At 34.9% G+C, this 18,145-nt stretch carries 24 protein-coding genes; 22 read left to right on the top strand and 2 right to left on the bottom strand.

Annotated features, from left to right (window positions below):
- Positions 1-92: 92 nt before the first annotated feature.
- From JR050_RS14000 to JR050_RS13960, 9 genes are all read left to right on the top strand, one after another.
- Positions 93-548, top strand: a complete 456-nt coding sequence (locus tag JR050_RS14000; RefSeq protein WP_204204206.1) for a GNAT family N-acetyltransferase — start codon at positions 93-95, stop codon at positions 546-548.
- 206 nt (positions 549-754) lie between these two features.
- A complete protein-coding gene (locus tag JR050_RS13995) occupies positions 755-2,389 on the top strand; it encodes a Na/Pi cotransporter family protein (protein ID WP_204204126.1) in 1,635 nt (544 codons plus the stop codon).
- A 220-nt stretch (positions 2,390-2,609) separates the two neighbouring features.
- Positions 2,610-3,473, top strand: a complete 864-nt coding sequence (locus tag JR050_RS13990; RefSeq protein WP_204204125.1) for an ABC transporter permease subunit — start codon at positions 2,610-2,612, stop codon at positions 3,471-3,473.
- Between the two features lie 79 nt (positions 3,474-3,552).
- Positions 3,553-4,491, top strand: a complete 939-nt coding sequence (locus JR050_RS20715) for an ABC transporter permease subunit (protein WP_204204124.1) — start codon at positions 3,553-3,555, stop codon at positions 4,489-4,491.
- 100 nt (positions 4,492-4,591) lie between these two features.
- Positions 4,592-5,101, top strand: a complete 510-nt coding sequence (locus JR050_RS13980; RefSeq protein ID WP_204204123.1) for a zinc ribbon domain-containing protein — start codon at positions 4,592-4,594, stop codon at positions 5,099-5,101.
- Between the two features lie 51 nt (positions 5,102-5,152).
- On the top strand, positions 5,153-5,584 hold the full coding sequence (locus JR050_RS13975) for a WapI family immunity protein (protein WP_204204122.1): 432 nt from the start codon (positions 5,153-5,155) through the stop codon (positions 5,582-5,584).
- 53 nt (positions 5,585-5,637) lie between these two features.
- The gene (gene ybaK / locus JR050_RS13970) at positions 5,638-6,114 is read left to right on the top strand and encodes a Cys-tRNA(Pro) deacylase (protein ID WP_204204205.1); all 477 of its coding nucleotides are present in this window, start codon (positions 5,638-5,640) and stop codon (positions 6,112-6,114) included.
- A 17-nt stretch (positions 6,115-6,131) separates the two neighbouring features.
- On the top strand, positions 6,132-6,677 hold the full coding sequence (locus JR050_RS13965) for a hypothetical protein (RefSeq protein ID WP_204204121.1): 546 nt from the start codon (positions 6,132-6,134) through the stop codon (positions 6,675-6,677).
- A gap of 11 nt (positions 6,678-6,688) precedes the next feature.
- Entirely contained in the window at positions 6,689-6,907 is a 219-nt protein-coding gene (locus JR050_RS13960) for a hypothetical protein (protein WP_204204120.1), read from the top strand.
- Positions 6,908-7,133: 226 nt separating this feature from the next.
- Here JR050_RS13960 and JR050_RS13955 read toward each other — a convergent pair whose 3' ends face one another.
- The gene (locus JR050_RS13955; protein ID WP_346726757.1) at positions 7,134-7,736 is read right to left on the bottom strand and encodes a class D sortase; all 603 of its coding nucleotides are present in this window, start codon (positions 7,734-7,736) and stop codon (positions 7,134-7,136) included.
- 17 nt (positions 7,737-7,753) lie between these two features.
- Positions 7,754-8,380, bottom strand: coding sequence for a hypothetical protein (locus JR050_RS13950; protein ID WP_204204119.1), 627 nt, complete (start codon positions 8,378-8,380; stop codon positions 7,754-7,756).
- A 61-nt stretch (positions 8,381-8,441) separates the two neighbouring features.
- Between JR050_RS13950 and JR050_RS20565 the strand changes: the two genes are divergently transcribed.
- The 13 genes from JR050_RS20565 to JR050_RS13890 all read left to right on the top strand — a co-directional run.
- The gene (locus tag JR050_RS20565; protein WP_283244081.1) at positions 8,442-8,564 is read left to right on the top strand and encodes a hypothetical protein; all 123 of its coding nucleotides are present in this window, start codon (positions 8,442-8,444) and stop codon (positions 8,562-8,564) included.
- A 67-nt stretch (positions 8,565-8,631) separates the two neighbouring features.
- Positions 8,632-9,174: a sigma-70 family RNA polymerase sigma factor gene (locus JR050_RS13945; RefSeq protein WP_204204118.1), complete on the top strand. Its 543-nt coding sequence runs from the start codon at positions 8,632-8,634 to the stop codon at positions 9,172-9,174.
- Positions 9,164-9,877, top strand: a complete 714-nt coding sequence (locus JR050_RS13940; protein WP_204204117.1) for a helix-turn-helix domain-containing protein — start codon at positions 9,164-9,166, stop codon at positions 9,875-9,877. The genes JR050_RS13945 and JR050_RS13940 overlap by 11 nt, the downstream gene beginning before the upstream one ends.
- A gap of 174 nt (positions 9,878-10,051) precedes the next feature.
- Positions 10,052-11,014 carry an L-lactate dehydrogenase gene (locus JR050_RS13935; protein WP_204204116.1) on the top strand — a complete coding sequence of 321 codons (963 nt, stop codon included), beginning with the start codon at positions 10,052-10,054 and terminating at the stop codon, positions 11,012-11,014.
- Between the two features lie 24 nt (positions 11,015-11,038).
- Positions 11,039-11,737, top strand: coding sequence for a formate/nitrite transporter family protein (locus tag JR050_RS13930; protein ID WP_204204115.1), 699 nt, complete (start codon positions 11,039-11,041; stop codon positions 11,735-11,737).
- A gap of 96 nt (positions 11,738-11,833) precedes the next feature.
- Positions 11,834-12,592 carry a hypothetical protein gene (locus JR050_RS13925; protein ID WP_204204114.1) on the top strand — a complete coding sequence of 253 codons (759 nt, stop codon included), beginning with the start codon at positions 11,834-11,836 and terminating at the stop codon, positions 12,590-12,592.
- Positions 12,593-12,596: 4 nt separating this feature from the next.
- Positions 12,597-13,250, top strand: a complete 654-nt coding sequence (locus JR050_RS13920) for a Type 1 glutamine amidotransferase-like domain-containing protein (protein WP_204204113.1) — start codon at positions 12,597-12,599, stop codon at positions 13,248-13,250.
- A gap of 72 nt (positions 13,251-13,322) precedes the next feature.
- The gene (locus JR050_RS13915; RefSeq protein WP_204204112.1) at positions 13,323-14,300 is read left to right on the top strand and encodes a quinone oxidoreductase family protein; all 978 of its coding nucleotides are present in this window, start codon (positions 13,323-13,325) and stop codon (positions 14,298-14,300) included.
- Positions 14,301-14,344: 44 nt separating this feature from the next.
- Entirely contained in the window at positions 14,345-14,509 is a 165-nt protein-coding gene (locus JR050_RS13910; RefSeq protein ID WP_204204111.1) for a hypothetical protein, read from the top strand.
- A 159-nt stretch (positions 14,510-14,668) separates the two neighbouring features.
- Complete coding sequence (locus tag JR050_RS13905) at positions 14,669-16,162, top strand: potassium/proton antiporter (RefSeq protein ID WP_204204110.1); 1,494 nt, start codon at positions 14,669-14,671, stop codon at positions 16,160-16,162.
- 27 nt (positions 16,163-16,189) lie between these two features.
- Positions 16,190-16,750: an NUDIX hydrolase gene (locus JR050_RS13900; RefSeq protein ID WP_239454407.1), complete on the top strand. Its 561-nt coding sequence runs from the start codon at positions 16,190-16,192 to the stop codon at positions 16,748-16,750.
- Positions 16,751-16,802: 52 nt separating this feature from the next.
- Entirely contained in the window at positions 16,803-17,366 is a 564-nt protein-coding gene (locus JR050_RS13895) for a helix-turn-helix domain-containing protein (protein WP_204203384.1), read from the top strand.
- Positions 17,267-18,145: IS3 family transposase (locus JR050_RS13890; RefSeq protein ID WP_346726756.1), on the top strand; the 879-nt coding region annotated here is incomplete at its 3' end. The genes JR050_RS13895 and JR050_RS13890, both read left to right, overlap by 100 nt.

The following is an 18,145-nucleotide window of genomic DNA, read 5'->3' as shown; positions in this document are numbered from 1 at the left end:
CGGCGAAAATAAACAAGGTTTCGACGATTTAAATATATACCAGCGAAACAATATATATATCAGCGAAAACCACAAATCGAGGTGAAAACATGATTACTATCCGAAAACTATCACAAAACGAAGAACGACCTATAGACTTACTATTACTTGCAGATCCTTCAGAACATATTGTAAAAAGTTACTTGCCAAGAGGGATTTGCTATGTGGCTGAAGTCAATCAAGAAGTAGTAGGTGTCTATGTATTGTTACCAACACGACCTGAAACAATTGAGTTAGTTAACATAGCAGTTTCTGAAGGACATCAGGGATTAGGAATTGGCAAAGATTTAATTTTACACGCTATCCAAACTGCTAAAGAAGAAGGCTATAAAACAATGGAAGTGGGAACAGGGAACTCAAGTATTGGACAGCTAGCACTGTATCAAAAATGTGGGTTTCGAATAACGAGTATAGAGACTGATTTCTTTATACGTCATTACCCGGAAGAAATCATTGAAAATGGTATTATGTGCCGAGATATGATTCGATTGGCTATTTGTTTTGAATAATGGGAAAATTCTAATATTAAGATTTTGTAAAGATTTTATTAATTAATTGTAACTGTAAAGGATTCATTGTATTATTTCGTTTGTACACTTTGATCTTTATTAAGTAGAGTAGATAGTGTACACAGAAGAGATACACATAATAGCAAAGATACATATGTCGATGAAGATACTAATCGCATTGACACGGGCGTAAAAGGAGTGTAGGTATGGACTTAAATGTTCAGGAAATGTTATTTGGATTTTTTGGAGGCTTAGGGATATTTTTATTCGGTCTCAAATTTATGGGCGAAGGTCTTCAAGAGGCAGCTGGAGATCGTCTAAGAAGTATTTTGGATCGGTTCACAACGAACCCTTTCATGGGAGTTTTAGCTGGTATTTTTATCACAATTTTAATTCAATCCAGTTCTGGAACAACCGCTCTTACTGTGGCTTTAGTTAGTGCAGGATTTATGACACTGAGACAAGCAATTGGTGTTATTATGGGGGCGAATATTGGTACTACGGTTACAGCTTTTATCATTGGTATTGATATTGGTGAGTATGCACTTCCAATTATTGCTGTAGGTACGTTTTTACTTTACTTCTTCCGTAATAAGCAAATAAACGCAGCAGGACAGATTATTTTTGGTTTTGGTGCTTTGTTCCTCGGATTAGAATTAATGAGTGCAGGAATGAAACCACTTCGATCATTAGAAGAATTTAGACAACTAACGCTAACGATGAGTAATAATGCTTTACTAGGTGTAACTGTAGGAACAGTATTTACACTTATCGTTCAAAGCTCGAGTGCAACAATCGGGATTTTACAGGAGTTGTTTGCTCAAGGAGCAATTAACCTTAAAGCAGCATTACCAGTATTATTTGGAGACAACATTGGTACGACAATTACGGCTGTCTTGGCTGCTATTGGTGCATCTATATCAGCACGAAGAGCAGCTTTAGTCCACGTCCTATTTAATATTATTGGAACAATTATATTTATGATTATTTTAGGTCTCTATACAAAATTTATTGGATACTTACAAAGTGCATTGGATTTAAATCCAGAAATGACCATAGCCTTTGCTCACGGTATTTTTAACGTATCAAATACAATCATTCAGTTCCCGTTCATTGCAGTACTTGCATGGCTTGTTACAAAAATCATTCCTGGTGAGGATGTCTATGTAGATGTTACAACAAAACATTTGAACCCGGCTATCATCGAACAATCACCATCCATAGCATTAGGACAAGCTAAAGAGGAAATCAAAAGAATGGGTGAGTATGCAGGTAACGCAGTTTCCGAATCGATTCACTTCTTCAATACAAAAGATAGTAAACATGCTAAATTGGTTTATCAATATGAAGAAGCGATTAACAACTTTGACCGTAAAATTACAGATTATTTAGTTGAAATTTCAACGAGATCTTTAACCGGAATCGATTCAGAAGAGCATAATGCCTTATTAAATACTATTAGAGATATTGAACGCGTAGGTGATCATGCGGAAAATATCATTGAATTACTTGAAATGCGTGTAGACAAAAAGGTTAAGCTTTCCGAAGAAGCAATCGGTGAACTAAACGAAATGTTCCAGCTTACTCTTGAAACGTTCAAGCTATCATTACAATCATTAGAACAGAATGATGTGGAGTTAGCGAAGGAAGTGTTAGTGAAAGAAAGAAGTATTGACGAAATGGAACGTAAATTACGTAAGGCACATATTAATCGTCTTAACGAAAAGGTGTGTACTGGAGATGCGGGTGTATTCTTCGTTGACATCGCGAGTAACTTAGAACGAATTGGTGACCATTCAGTTAATATTGCACAAGTAGTATTAGGTGACACTACTGCATAATATAATGAAGAAGATCAACGTTTATGCGTTGGTCTTTTTTTTTGGCTCTTTTCGTAAAAATTGTAGTAGTAAGGAATCATCTACATTTGAAATGAATTTTTTTGATCCCTAATTTGAAGGGATTTTTTTGTTATTATAATGAAATTTAAATAAGGTATTTAAATGGATAAAAATCCCATATATAATATGGTTATCTAAAAAAGGGAAAAGGGATTATGCTATGAAAAAACTTAGAGAGACATTATTAAAATTTTCACTCTCATTTGTGGGAATTATTGTTGTGGGGGGAATTCCTTCACTTTTCAAGGTTTCAGATGGTCAGTATATTAACTTAAATGGTTTTTTAGATGCCATTAAAGTAATATTAAATAGTTTTCTTCATTTAGAGGACTTAACATATATTCCTACACCGAATGTAGAATATCCGTTGTTTCCACATATCTTTCATCCAATTGCATATTCACTCATACTATTATTTTCTTCCTTGGCTATCGCTTATGCTGTTTCGATTCTTTTAACGATTGGTACGTTGTTATTACCTAGTAAGCTTGTAAGAAGGACGAAGGTTAGCCTATCGATGCTAGATTCGATTCCAGACTTACTATTAATCTATTCATTTCAACTTTTTATAATTTTTCTATATAAGAAAACAGGTATGATTTTCTTTAATTTTGCTGCATTACCTGGTGAAAAAATCTATTTCTTACCCATTGTATGTTTATCTATTTATCCAGCGGTTTTTTTATTTCGATTAACGATTACATTATTTGAGGAAGAGTTTACTAGAAACTATATTACCCTGGCAAAAGGTAAAGGAATCGGAATGATGACCATTATGTATAAACATATTTTACCAAACATTACGGTCAGTTTAGTCAACAACTCTAAGAATGTAATGTGGTTTATGCTAACGAATTTATTAATCTTGGAGAGAATGTTTAACATACCGGGAATAACAACTTTTATCTTTCAATATATTAGCCCAGAAGTATTCGTGATTGGCTTGCTATTACTCTTTATTCCGACATTTATCCTAAATACTGCATGTGAATTAGCTGTAGAAAAAAATAAGAAGGTGATGTAGTATTCGACATTTATTTAAACAACCACTATTCATAATTGGATTATCTTTTTTTGTAATTATATTAATTAGTAGTTTTTATGTGGAAATAGCTCATAATGGGGAATTTAGACAAATCCGAATTTTATATGATGATAAAGGTAATGTGATTGATTCGGCTCCAATCGCTCCACATTGGTGGTTGCCTCTTGGGACTGATTTGTTAGGTTTCGATTTACTTATGAAGTCGATAGATGGGGCAAAACACACAATTATTATAGCGTTCATTATTGCTCTCTTAAGAATTGTTTTTTCACTAATTATTGGGTTATCGATAGGTGTATACTCACAACGATTACAAAAGTACCTTAATGCATTTTCAGAGTCATTTCATTATATCCCATTAACATTGTTAGCTGTATATGTATTAGAACCAATTCTATGGGAGCAATATCCAGGCGTATTTTATTATTCGTATATTGAAAGGCTAGTACTGCAGGTTTTGTTATTAACATTGCTTACACTTCCGATGCTTTCTTCTTTAATAAGTAATGAAGTAGAATTAATACTTAGGAGGGAATTCATACAAAGTTCAAAAATATTAGGTGCAACTAGGTTTTTTCTAATTTGGAAGCACATTCTTCCGCATCTAAAAGAAAGAATTGTGATCCTATTTGGACAGCAAATGATACAAGTGTTAATCATTCTAGCACACTTAGGGATCTTCAAGCTGTTTTTAGGAGGAACGCATGTTACATATGATCGATTTGTGAATGACCCACCAAGTTCAATAACAAATGAATGGTCGGGATTAATTGGCGATGGGTTTTATTCCTTTGTGTCAGCGCCATGGGTTTTCTTAGCGCCTATCGGATTTTTCACGATAACAATCATCGCGATTAACTTTATGATGGAGAGCTATAAACATGTAACGTCGATTAATGTAGAAATAGGTAAGAAGAAAATAGGAAAAAAGCGTGAGCAGAAAATGGATACTCAACTTGTTAAGAAAGATCTATTTGTACCTCTTAACCGAAGTTGAACAATTAGAGGGTTTATCGACTTCTTGTTGAAACTAACTAATACGAAACTTTTATGTGTTTAACTCGTAGAATAGAAAAATAAAACAAGAAGGTGTAAGCATGAAATCAGATAAATTTATAACCGATGAACATGTAAAGACAAGAACGTTGTTTAGATTTTTAGGACCCGTTGTTTTTATAGGTGGTCTCCTCTGTATGATAATTGCATTCATTGACTTTTTTTCGCTGCAACCGTTTGAAGAGCCGGAAAAGTTTTGGTTATTCTTTGTAGGTATGCCTGTTTCGTTTGTTGGATTTATTTTAACTGGCTTTGGATATGGCAGCACTGTTGCAAAATATCAAGCACGAGAATATGCACCAGTAGCGAAAGATACATTCAATTATTTAGCAAAGGAAACTTCAGAAGGTCTATCTGTAATCTCTAAATCGGTAAAGCAAGATCCATCGCTGCAACAGCACGTTACTTGTCCACGATGTCAAAATCAAAATGCAGCAACTAGTAATTTCTGCGACGAATGTGGAACGAGCCTCGTACAGGCTTGTAAATCATGTAATCATGTCAATGATCATGATGCGAGATTTTGTACTAATTGTGGTACTAAATTATAAAGAGAGGTGTGTGAAGTATGTGTTCACGCACCTTTTATAAAGGGTGAAAATATGGAATTTAGTATTATTGGAGTAGATACAAACATAACAATCGATGTAGTTAGAAGAAGTCATCCTGAAACTAAAAATTACTGGGATATTAACTGGATTACTTCAAGAATTCAAATAAAGATTCCAGGATACTCTGTTGACTTTGAAGCCTATTTAAGAACAGATGAAATTTTGAGGTTTTTGAATGGATTGAAGTCGATGAACAAAGATTTAAAAGGAAATGCTATACTCGTTAACTTAGACAGTTTTATAGAAATGGAATGTAAAATGAGTCACTTTGGGAAACTATTATGGTCTTTTGAAACCTGCTATCCAAATGGAGACGGCGCAGTGTTAACCTCTGAATTTGAATCGGATCAGTCCTATTTACCAAAACTTATCAAAGAATTAGAAATGATTTTAAATGCATTCCCAGTGATCGGAAAACCATAACGGTTCACAGTAGGGCTTCCTGTATTTTGTATAGTAGTGTTGAGGTGAAAATGATGAAGCAAGCAAAAACGAATGCGATGAGATTATTAGATAGTAAAAAAATCTCTTATGAGTTAATGACATATGATTCTAATGATGGAAAAATAGACGGTGTTTCAGTTGCGGAGAAACTTGGCCGAGACACAAAATTCGTATACAAGACACTTGTGACACAAGGAGTTAGTAAGCAACTATATGTATGCATTATTCCCGTTGAAAAAGAACTTAACTTAAAAAAAGCAGCACAGCTTGCAGATGAGAAAAAGCTCGAGATGATTGCGGTGAAAGATATTCAAAAATGGACGGGTTATATTCGAGGTGGATGCTCCCCAGTGGGTATGAAAAAGCTGTATCCGACAATGATTGATGAAAGTGCATCTTACCTTGAAAATATTGTTGTGAGCGGCGGCAAAATTGGTGTGCAAATGGGGCTGAAGGTTGAAGACTTAGTAACTGTGACGGCAGCTAAGTTAGGCGGGATAACTGATTAAGAAAATAGGGGTGTGAAATGGTTACTAAGACTAATAAGGTAATTTTCAGCTTTATCACACTTTTATTTCTTTTTATATTTTTTATTTATACTTTTCCAATTTTCACTGAGACGTATGGAAACGACACAGAATCGATTAAGAAAGTGATTACTTCGATTGAAGGATATGAAAGTGATTCTATTGAAATTTTGGATATAAAGGATATGAATGACAATAGAATAGTAGGTTTCTTAATCGATAACCACCCCGCATATATTCAATTTTACAAAAACAAGAAAGGTAATTATAAGTGGTATCATATTCAAAAAAGTGAAAATCAATCGTTTGTGCCATACTTAATCACGATGATTGGTGAAGGCTCTCCTTCAGTACTATTCATAATTGTAACAACAAAAGAAAATGAAATATCCAAACTAGAATTAGGAGTAAACAACCATATTATCGAACAAGATTTTATTTTAAGGGAAAACGCTGTTTCATGGATTGAGCTACCTCAATCAGATAGTAATGAATTTAGCTATACATGGAAGTATTTTGATGAAAACGGTATTGAAATTAAATAGGGGGGATTTGTGTGAAAAGAAACATTGTAAGAATACTAATGATGGCTAGTATAAGTGGATTTTTACTTTTAATTGGATATATTTTTGATATTAGAATTTTAATGTTTAGTTATTATGTAGAAACTACTGAATCGATTGAAGCTGGAGGTTCTCTCATTCCTTTTGTAATAGGATTTCTTTGTACGTATCTAATAGATAAGATGTATGATAGGAAACAACAAACAAATTGAAATTATATAATTGTTAATGGAAAGGGAGGCGTATAGAATGGAAGTATTATTTGATATTCTTAAGTTAGCCGGATTAATAGCTTTAGTAGTTTATTCTTTTCATACATACAAGAAAAATAAAAGTGTAGATAAATCGTAGTTCAGAAGGTGCATTGAATTTAACAGTCTGTATATTTGTCATACTATTTTTATTGAAAGGCCTGGTTGCATAACCAAGCCTTTTTGTCTACTCTTCTACCAATTTCGCTTGTAAAATATACCTTTCAGGTGCAGAGCCGATGTAGTTGAATGGATAGCACGTTACAAGGGTTAAAATCGCTTCTTCATGTGGTACGATGATGGTTCGATCGTCTTGGTCAACGATAAGTTGTTTATAGATTTTATACGTATAAACTTCTTCTCCTAGCTCCACGATTAATACATCATCTATTTTAACGTCACCTAACTTCCGAAAGACACCGTCCCGGTGACCGGCAAGGACTGAGTTATCTTGTCTTCCGGGTAGGACACTTTGGATATAATGTCCGACACTATTTTCAAGTTGTTCGTCGTCGGTTCCTTCGGTAATTGGGTATTCTTCTTTGATAGCAGGGATGATAAGTTTCCCAATTACGTCACCTTTTTTAGGATAAGGCTTCTTTTCTTCTTCTGTGCTTTGTTCATTACTTTCATTGGCAGTCTTTTCTACAATCTTCTTTACAACCTTTTCGCGTTTTTCTTGTGCTTCAAGAGTTTTTTCTAAATTCTCCTTTGAATTCACGATTTTAATGGTGGAGAAAATCGCAATAGAAAGTGAAAGGATAAATAAAGAAATCATAATGAGTGTCACAAGGCGTCTCATTTACATCAACTATGCTTTATGACACGATACAGAACAAAAGCTGTAATTAAAAGAGTTAGGCTACTTGCAAACAAGATGTTATACCATGGAGAAGATGTTTCAGGAAGTTTTCCTCCAGAAATGGTCTTTGTTACTTCAGTAGCAGGCTCTTCTTCATCACTTGATGAATCTTCCCCTTGTTTGCCTGTATTTGTGTCCTCGTTATTTTTGTCATCAGTTGAGTCTTTCTCTGAATTGGAATCATCTTCTTTAACAGGATCTGCTGTTGTCTCTTCACTAGCTATTACTTCTATCCAGTAATTAATCGTACCTTTTCCCTCTTCGCCAGCATAGTTAATAGCAGGTGAGTATTCAATAACTGTACCATCTTTTAAGGTAACGAATATATGTGTTACATCTGGCTTCACGATTTCTGCTGGTTTTTTTACACTATATAGCTTCGCGCTTTTTGCCTCTAATGCAATCTTGTCACCTTTATGAATAACTGATACACCAACGACTTGAGCAACATCTCCCCTTAAGTGAACATGAATACTTGTATTTTTAGCTAACGCCTCTGATTGAAAGAAGAAAATCCCTATAAAACTAAATATAAACGTAGTAATAAGTGTAATCATTTTTCGTTTGAACAATCGTTTTCCCTCCAAATTGTAAGTTGTATCTACCTTACTTTATGAGAGAGAAGAGGAATGATTGCTTGTAATTCCTGTAATTACGACATTCGAAGTAACAAAATACGCCAAAAGTTTTATAGAATTTGAAACGAATGAAGGCTTGTATGTATTGGCAGAGAATGTAGAAAGAAGTATATCTTAGAAAAACCAAACTTTTAAACGAAGTGCTACGTCAAAATAGTACGTCAAAAGCAAGGCAGGGGATGTAAATGGGGATTAAACAAGTACCTTATCCTAGAGGTCAGCTACTAGAAGAAGTTATGAATCAATATGGGAACGATGTATTATATTTGGCTTTTTCATACGTGAAAAATTACGAAATGGCTGAGGATTTAGCACAGGATGTGTTTATTCGGTTTTATGAAAAAATCGATACGTTTCGAGGAGAAGCCAGTTATCGAACATGGTTATATCGTATTACTGTAAATCGTTGTAAGGATTATCTACGTAGTTGGAACTACAATAAGACATTCCTAAATGACAAGATTGTTGATTTTGTGAAGGGTAATGCTTCTTCACCAGAGCAAATTGTGGTCAGTAATGATGAAAATGAAGAACTAACTATGCACGTGCTTTCATTACCAGTCAAATATCGTGAAGTAATCTATTTATACTATTTTCAAGAAATGAGTCTTCAAGAATTATCGGACTGTCTAATTATAAATATTAGTACTGTCAAAACAAGATTAACACGTGCAAAAGAGCTTCTGAGAGAGAAATATCCAGAGGGGGTGCTCTTAGATGGAGAATAAATTAAACAACTTAAAAGATAGTATGATGAAAACCGTATACAGTGATTTTTCCTTTGACGAGAACAATAAGAAGGATGTCTATAAAAATCTAAGAAAACGTAAAAGAATCTTTCATTTTACATTGAAATCTTATGTAAGCGCTGCGGCATTATCTTTGCTGATAGTAGGTCTTATTGGAAGTATATTATTTCAAACAGGAGTTGTATCCTCGAATTTATTTTATGAATTCCCAGGAGAAGAGCAACTTGAAAATAATAAGTTGTTACAAACCTATCATTTGCCAATTAAGTTGCCTACTTATTTGCCGTTTGAACTTAATGATGTAAAAGTTGAGACAATGTACGTTGGTGAAATTGACCTGACAAAAGATCCTCCAGAGACTCAGTTGGATGATCCAAAGGCGAATCTTAGAAAGATTGTATATGAGTCAACAGATAATAAAAAGCCTAAGACACTTGAAATATTAATTCATGATGCGGCTACAACAACATTTGTTGGTGCTGGTGTGAATAATGAAAAACTAGAAGACGGAAGTGAAGCAAAATATAGTGCAAATGAGAATCTTGAAGGATTACTTTGGGAGAATGAGGGAATTATTTATGAAATAACCTTACATCATGGTTTTCCTAAAGAGCAAGAAGGTCTACTAACAAAAAATGAATTGATAGAAATTGCTAATTCCTTTGAACGTTTTAGGCCATAATAAATAATATGAATGAATTTGCTTGAATTAGCTTTCTATATAAATAAAATTAGTAACACTTTCTAAAGTACTTGGAGCTGCTCCAAGTACTTTTTTATATACGTAACTGTATGATTACGGTGCTTTGTTACATCCTAATTAGGTAGTCAATTAGTAATTGAAAGGAAGAATATCATGTCTAGAGTTCGTATTAATAGAGTAGCCTTAATTGGAACTGGATTTGTTGGATCGAGCTATGCTTTTGCGTTAATGAATCAAGGAATTGCGGATGAGTTAATTATGATTGATGTTAATAAAAATAAAGCGATGGGAGATGTGATGGATCTCAACCATGGAAAGGTGTTTGCTCCACATCCATTACATATCCGTTATGGAGAATATAAAGATTGTGGCAATGTAGATATTGTTGTCATTTGTGCAGGGGCGAATCAAAAGCCAGGTGAAACAAGATTGGATTTAGTAGAGAAAAATTTAAAGATATTTAATGAAGTAGTAGATAATGTTATGGCTAGTGGCTTCGAAGGTATTTTTTTAGTTGCGACAAATCCAGTCGATATTTTGACGTATGCAACGTGGCATTATAGTGGATTACCAAAGGGTCGTGTGATTGGTTCGGGAACGATACTGGATACAGCTCGCTTCCGTTATTTATTAGGTGAGTATTTCAAAATCAATCCACAAAATGTACATGCCTATATCATCGGAGAGCATGGTGATAGTGAACTTCCCGTTTACAGTTCTGCCGATGTAGGTGGAATACCAGTGTCGAAATTAATTGACCGAAATGAAAAGTATAAAAAAGAAGATTTAGATGAGATTTTTACGAACGTACGTGATGCAGCGTACAAGATCATTGAAGGAAAAGGTGCAACATATTATGGCATTGCAATGGGACTAGTTCGAATTACAAAAGCCATTCTACATAATGAAAATAGTCTACTAACTGTTTCAGCTCACTTAGATGGACAGTATGGTCAAAGACACGTTTACATTGGAGTACCAGCCATTATTAGTAGATCAGGAATACGAGAAATTGTTGAGTTAGATTTAAATGATGATGAAAAACAGAAATTCCATCAAAGTTCAAAAATTTTAAAAGATATCTTACGACCGTATTTTGAAGAAGTGAATTTATAAGCAAAATAGAGGATAGGGGAGAGAATGGAAACGAACGCATTGTCAGAAGTAGAAAAACTAGCGCTTAAAAAACAGAAGATTTATGAAACTAATCCGCTTCATTATATACTGCGTTCAGCGTTAGCGAGTATGTTCATTGGGTTCGGTGTAATTGTTGCATTCAAAAGTGGTGGTTTTTTCTACAACGAGCATTCGCCTTTTGCCTATCCAATTGCAGCTATCACTTTTGGCTCAGCTATCATTTTAATCGCATACGGTGGTGGAGATTTATTTACTGGCAACACGTTTTACATGTCTTTTGCTGCGTTTCGAAAGAAAATGAAATGGTCATCGGTATCTAAATTACTTATTTTGAGCTATATCGGCAATATTATCGGTGCTATAGTATTTGCCTTTTTAATTTATACAACAGGTTTGTTTAGTTCGTCGTCTGTTAATAGTTTTTTGTTAACTGTTGTGGAAAAAATGATGAACACACCGATCATGGAATTGTTTTTCCGAGGAATTCTCTGTAACTGGTTAGTTTGTTTAGCATTTTTTATTCCGATGAGTATGAAAAGTGATGGTCCGAAGCTTTTCGTGATGATGCTGTTTGTGTTTTGCTTTTTCATTTCAGGCTATGAGCACAGTATTGCGAATATGTGTACGTTTGCGATTGCCCTTGTTTTAAACCATTCAGGAACAATTTCCTTTAATGGTGTGGATGTATTATGTTGTGAATAAATCTTATTTTGATAAAGAGCATTAAAAAGTTATTACTACCCTCTGGAATAATAGATGGTATATATTAGAAAAAGGAGTATTCATAGGGGGCATGAGATGAAAGCACCAAACGAAATTTTATCGGTATGGAATCAATTTAATTCGTTTCCAATGGAAACATTAACAAAAGTGTGGTACTTCGAGAAAGGGGGTAGTCAAAAACAACGTGATGTATCGTTAATGAAAGAACATTATGAACAGTTTGGAATAACAGGTAATTGTTTTGATTTAGCGATTTGGTTATTAGATGAGTTTAAGCAAGCAGGCGTAAAGGCATATTCAATTGGTCACGATCTTCATACACCAGAAGCCCATGTAGGAGTAATTGCCGTTTGCGAGAAGGGGAATCGCTACTTATGTGATTTAGGTGATCAATGGATACAACCGATCTTAATAGACTGTGAGGATGAAAACTTCAGAAATGATAGAATGACAGGGTACTTTCCAGCAGCGGATGTGCAGATAGAACAGAGAGAGAAGGATATCCTTGTTCACTACTATAGACCAAATGGAAAGGTTTCAAGGCAAACTTATGATACAACACCTATTGAATCTAACATTTTGCTACAAGCAGCTGAATTCTCACAAAATCATATTAAACAACACCCCTTATTAGAATGTAGAATTCCTTACAAAAACGAGATTGCTCATTTTGAATTTTACAATTTTGAAAGCTTCTTAAGTACAAGTGAAGGAAAGTTTTATGATGAGCCACTACATACAATAGAAGAGTGGGCAACGAGGATATCTGAGAAAACTGGTTATGATGCTGGGTTTGTACTAGAGGCATTATCTATTTATCAAAAGTTAAGGTGAGGAAATGATGAGAATACTACTAACCTCAAAAGGATTTTCTAATCAATGTATTCAATCTGCTTTCTTAAATCTACTAACTTTGAAGATTGAACATGTTAAAGTAGCCATTATTACAACTGCAGCAGTAGAGTTAAAGGAAAAGCATCCTAGAGTAATAGAAGCGAAGAAGCAATTTCAATCGATGGGAATTTGTTATGTTGATTTTGTTGACGTTGAGTTGGATGAGCCGTCAAAATTGGAACAATACGATGTCATTTATTTAACTGGTGGAAATCCTTTTTATCTTTTAGAACAAATGAAAAAGACAGGTGCTGACATCATTATCAAGAGAAAAGCGGAGGAAGGGACGATACTAATTGGTGTCAGTGCAGGTTCGTTAGTATTAGGACCGCACCTTCAGATCGTTAAACATTTCACACCTCAGTTAATAGAGAATGTAAAATTATGCTCCTTAAATGCTATAAATTTATATAAGTTTCCAATCATGCCTCATTATGACCGAGAAGATGTTTTTCCAGGAGATCTTACTATTGAAGATAGAATTGTGAAGTATGAAGAACAGTCAGGCGAGGATGTTGTTCGATTAAAGGATGAGGAAGCCCTGTTACTTACAATTGATGAAGTAAAGCTTATAAGTTTACCTAATGACCGACAATAACGATTTCATCATAGCTGAAATGATGTAAAGATTTTACAATAAATCTATCGAAAAGTAGATAGGGGAATGAGCATGAAAGCAATTGTCGTAACAGAATATGGCGGACCAGAAGTAATGAAATACAAAGATGTTGAAGTGCCAATCATTCAACCAGACCAAGTGTTAATAAAGGTTGATGCAACGAGTGTGAATTTTGCCGATATAAAATCCCGTTATGGAATAAAAGGAGCAGGGAAGCTCCCATTTATACCAGGTTTGGACGCTGTAGGTGTTATTTCACAAGTAGGTGAAAACGTACAAGGATTACAAGTTGGTCAAAGAGTAATTGCTTTTCCAGCAAGTGGATCCTATGCAGAGTACATAGTAGCAAACGAAGCACTTACATTTACTATTCCTGACGAAATTGGTGTTGAAACAGCTGCGGCATGTCCGATTGTTTCCTTTCTATCGTATAAGTTATTAGCTGATATTGCCCGAATAGAAAAAGGTGAAACTGTCTTAATTCATGCTGCTGCAGGCGGAGTTGGGACGACAGCGATACAGTTAGCGAAACTACTTGGAGCGGGAAGAGTAATAGGAACAGTTGGTAGTGAAGAGAAAAAGCAGGTTGCACTTCAATCAGGTGCTGATCATGTAATTTCCTACACAACAGAAGACTTCGCTAAAGTAGTCAACCAACTAACAGATGGAGACGGAGTCAACGTTATTTTAGATTCGATTGCAGGTGAAGTATCTGAGCAAAGTATGAAATGTTTAGCTCCATATGGAAGACTTGTTCACTTTGGTAACTCAAGTGGAAAAGTAGGAAAGTTTCAAACGGCAGAGCTTCACGCAAGTTGCCGGTCAGTACTGGGTTTTAGCTTAGGATCAACGAGAAGTAAACGTCTACACCTTTTAAAAGAAACAGCTAAAGAAGTGATACCTTTAATCGCTGAAGGGAAATTAACATTCCATATTGGAGGTCAGTTCGACTTAAAGGAAGCAAAGCAAGCACATGAACTTGTTGAATGTAGAAAAAGTACAGGTAAAGTTTTACTAAAAGTTACCTAAATTGTTTATATTAAAGTGGAGAATGAACAATTGAGGGTGATGAATTGAAAGAAAAAGAACCAATGTTCCAAAGTGGTGAGCTAACAGAAAATGAGAAAAAAGGCTATTATGGGATGGATCCAGAACAAAGTTTACTGTCTGTTAATTTTGCAACAACGGAGAATGCCTATCTTAATGAACATTATCAGGAAGATTCCAAAGAGGAATAATGAATGTAGCTGGAAGTCTTTTATCTTGGATAAAGGACTTTTTTATTTAGATTTAAGGTGTCTTTCATGATAATTGCAGTTGAAGATGATAAAATTATAGTAGGTACTTATTGAGCGGTTACTTGGGTAGTTACATAAAAGGTAGATAGGAGGTATGCTATGATCATTGAACACTTTGATACCGATTACCTAATATTATTGTTTTCAATCCTGCTTATTCTTGGAGTTGTCACAACAAAGCTGTCTTCAAGACTTGGTGTTCCGTCACTTGTATTGTTTATACTAGTCGGGATTGTTATGGGCAGTGATGTTTTAGGTATTATTTATTTTGATAATGCGAATGTAGCTCAATTAATAGGCGTTTTAGCACTTATCATCATTTTATTTGAAGGTGGTCTACAGACAAAATGGAAGGCTGTTAAACGAGTAATGGCCCCTTCACTTACATTGGCTACAATCGGAGTATTATTAACAACTGCAATTGTAGCTGTAGGGGTAAAGCTTGTATTGGGCATAGATTGGCTTGGTGCCTTTTTAGTAGGAGCAATTGTTGGTTCAACAGATGCTGCAGCTGTATTTTCCATTCTATCGGGACAAAATGTAAAGGGAAAGATATCTTCCACACTTGAAGCTGAATCTGGTACGAATGACCCGATGGCAGTCTTTCTAACGTTATCTTTTATTGAACTGCTAACGACAGATAATGGAAATGTATTTTTGTTCATCGGGTCTTTTGTTTGGCAAATGGGTATTGGTTTACTCATTGGACTTCTGTTAGGAAGACTCTCCTCTAATTCCATTAATAAAATCTCCCTTGATTCCAGTGGATTATACCCTGTTTTCGCACTTGCTTTTGCAGTTTTTACATATAGTATAACGGCAATGGTTAATGCTAGTGGATTACTTGCTGTGTATGTGGCAGCGATTATAATTGGAAACCGTGATTTGGTGTATAGGCACTCAATCTTACGTTTTAATGAAGGTTTTGCCTGGATGATGCAAATTTTAATGTTTATTATACTAGGTTTATTAGTATTCCCATCAGAACTAATGGATTTTGGATTAATTTGGAGAGGGTTGCTTATATCCTTTATCCTTCTATTTATTGCGAGACCTATTGCTGTCTTTATATCCATTCATTTCTTTGACTTTGATTTAAAGGAGAAGATTTTCTTATCGTGGGCAGGTTTGCGTGGTGCAGTACCAATCGTATTGGCTACCTTTCCACTGATTGCAGGAGTTGAAAACAGTCAACTTATATTTAATGTTGTTTTCTTCGTCGTGTTAACTTCTGCATTAATTCAAGGTACAACCATACAGTTTTTTGTAAAAAAACTTTCTCTCTCTGGACCAGTTAAGGCAGAAACATCGCATTCATTAGAAATTGTTTCCATTGGTCATGCAAATGCTGAGATGATCGAGTACCATATTGGAGAGAATAACGAACTAATTGGTAAAACACTAAAAGATGTACAATTTCCAAATAAGGTACTTATTAATGCAATTGTAAGAGATAAGCAGCTTGAGACTCCAACAGGAGATACAACATTACAACAAAATGATATTTTATATATTTTAGTTGATAAGAATAGTTTGAAACATTTAAATGAGTTTTTAGAAAGACAAATCACCACTAGAGATTTTGTCGGATAAGCAAGGTGATTTTGAGGAGAGAAGAGAATGTTGAAAAAGTGGAAAACAATCGCTTCAAATTACATTTATAAAACTCCATACGGAAATCTGCGAGCTGACACGTGCCAATTACCAAATGGATTTACGATCGATCAATATTATGTTCATGAATATGCGGATTGGGTAAATGCATTTGTACTGACAAAAGACAATCAAGTTATATTGGTAGAGCAATACCGCCATCCTTCGGAACAGTTTATGTTAGAAATTCCTGCTGGAAAGCTTGAAGAAGGCGAGTCGTTCGAAGAAGGAATCATTCGGGAAGTTCGTGAAGAAACTGGATACACTAGTGATGAAAGTCCAATTTTCTTAGGAGAGTTCTGGGTTAATCCTGCTACTCAAACGAATAAAGTAATTAATTTCTTAATTGTACAAGCAGAGAAGACGGATAAACAGAACTTTGATGTATCAGAGGAAATCATGATCCATTTAGTTGATTTTGAAGAGATGGAAAAGTGGATAAAGGAACGAAGAATTAATCATTATTTTACTGTTAGTTCTTACTATATGGTTAGAAGTTATCTTGAAAAAAGCAGAAACCAAAGTTAATGTACTGCACCCCAAAAGTTAGAGTGAAATCTAATTTTCGGGGTGTATTTTTATGGCTAAATACAGTGAAAAATTTAAGTTAAACCTAGTCAAAGAGTATCAAAAGGGGAAATTGGGATATAACCTTTTGGCTAAAAAGTATGGTATGAAGGACAGTACACCAATTTTGAGATGGGTAAAAATATACGAGAGATTTGGTGTGGAAGGCTTAATGAAGAAGAAAAATAAGGAAACATATTCTGTTCAATTTAAGCTAGATGTATTAAGCTTTATGCAGAGAACAGGTTCTTCAGAAACTGAAACAGCCCTTAAATTTGGGCTAACAAACACTCCTATGATAGCCTCTTGGAAGAAGGCATTTCTCGAGGGGGGTCCTGAAGCCCTGGATAGACCGAAAGGACGGCCATCCATGTCTGATAAAGCTAAGAATAGAAAAAATAAACACACCGAAGAAAAAGAAATGACATACGAACAAAAATTGGAACGGGAAAACGAGCTTCTTCGTTTAGAGGTAGAATACTTAAAAAAGTTACGAGCTTTTCAGATGGATCCGGAAAACTATCTCGAAAAGCACAAGCAGCGCTATCACTCGAACTCAAAGAAACCTTCAAACTAAAAGATGTTTTACAAATAGTTGGCATTCCCGAGTCCTCCTATCATTATCATATTAAAATGATGAAGAAGGAAAACCCAGACCAGGGGCTGGAGGAAAGTATTCAATCCATTTTTGACGAAAATAATGGCAATTATGGGTACCGTCGTATCAAACTAGAATTGAAGAATCGCGGGGTTAAGGTCAATCATAAAAAAGTTCAACGAATCATGGATGAACTTGGACTCAAAGCAGATAAGTTTGGGCGAAAATCACGTAAGTATAGTTCGTACAGAGGAACCACTGGAAATGTTGCCAAAAACCTTATCAATCGTCGTTTTTACACAAATGTTTATCATCAAAAGTTAACCACTGATATCACAGAATTCAAGTGTTCAGACAATGTAAAACTATATCTAAATCCAATTATGGATATGTTCAACGGTGAAGTTCTTTCATATGGGATAAGTATGCGTCCAACCTTAGAATTAGTGCTCAGACCTCTCGGGGAAGCACTAGAAATAGTTAAAGATTCAAAGTTCAGAACTACTATACATTCTGATCAAGGATGGCAGTATCAACATATTCAATGGGTAAGTACCCTCAAGGAATACAAGGTGTTCCAGAGTATGTCTCGAAAGGGAAACTGTTTAGATAATTCACCTATGGAAAATTTTTTCGGGTTAATGAAACAGGAAATGTATTATGGAGAAGCACTGTGCTCATTTGAGGAATTAAAAAAGAGAATTGAAGACTATATCTATTATTATAATAACAAGCGTATAAAGCAAAAATTGGCAGGC

Origin of the sequence: Bacillus suaedaesalsae (assembly GCF_016890225.1) — a bacterium.
GTDB classification, from domain to species: domain Bacteria; phylum Bacillota; class Bacilli; order Bacillales; family SA4; genus Bacillus_BS; species Bacillus_BS suaedaesalsae.
The sequence above is the reverse complement of the archived record's forward strand: the minus strand, read 5'-3'. Positions and strand labels throughout refer to the sequence as shown.